The organism is Achromobacter sp. GbtcB20 (genome assembly GCF_019091095.1).
Taxonomy (GTDB): Bacteria; Pseudomonadota; Gammaproteobacteria; order Burkholderiales; family Burkholderiaceae_B; genus Achromobacter; species Achromobacter mucicolens.
The window spans coordinates 1-325 of the sequence record NZ_JAGXJZ010000367.1; the positions used below are offsets into that span (position 1 = coordinate 1).

Sequence of the window (325 nt, forward strand, 5' to 3'; positions counted from 1 at the left end):
ATCGGCTACCGGGCGAAGATCGCGTTTGCGAAAGAGCGCCAGAGCCGCTGGTTCGGCTGGCTGCGCCGCTTCGGGGCGAAAACCATGCTGCTGTCCTGGCTGCCGGGCATCGGCGACCCCTTGTGCTCGCTGGCGGGCTGGCTGCACCTGCCGTTCTGGCCGAGCGTGATGTACATGGCCATCGGCAAGCTCGCGCGCTATCTCACCATGACGGCGGCGCTGCTGTACATACCGGACGGGTTCTGGAAGCAGATCGGGGACATGGTTACGCAGGTCACCGGTTGATCCTGGTCGCGTCGGATGCATACCCGATGCGATTCGGATG

General features: G+C 64.6%; 1 protein-coding gene. It reads left to right on the top strand.

Annotation, left to right across the window (positions count from 1 at the left end; genetic code table 11):
* On the top strand, positions 1-285 hold a 285-nt coding region (locus KVT32_RS29355), incomplete at its 5' end, for a YqaA family protein (protein WP_371825639.1).
* Positions 286-325: the final 40 nt, after the last annotated feature.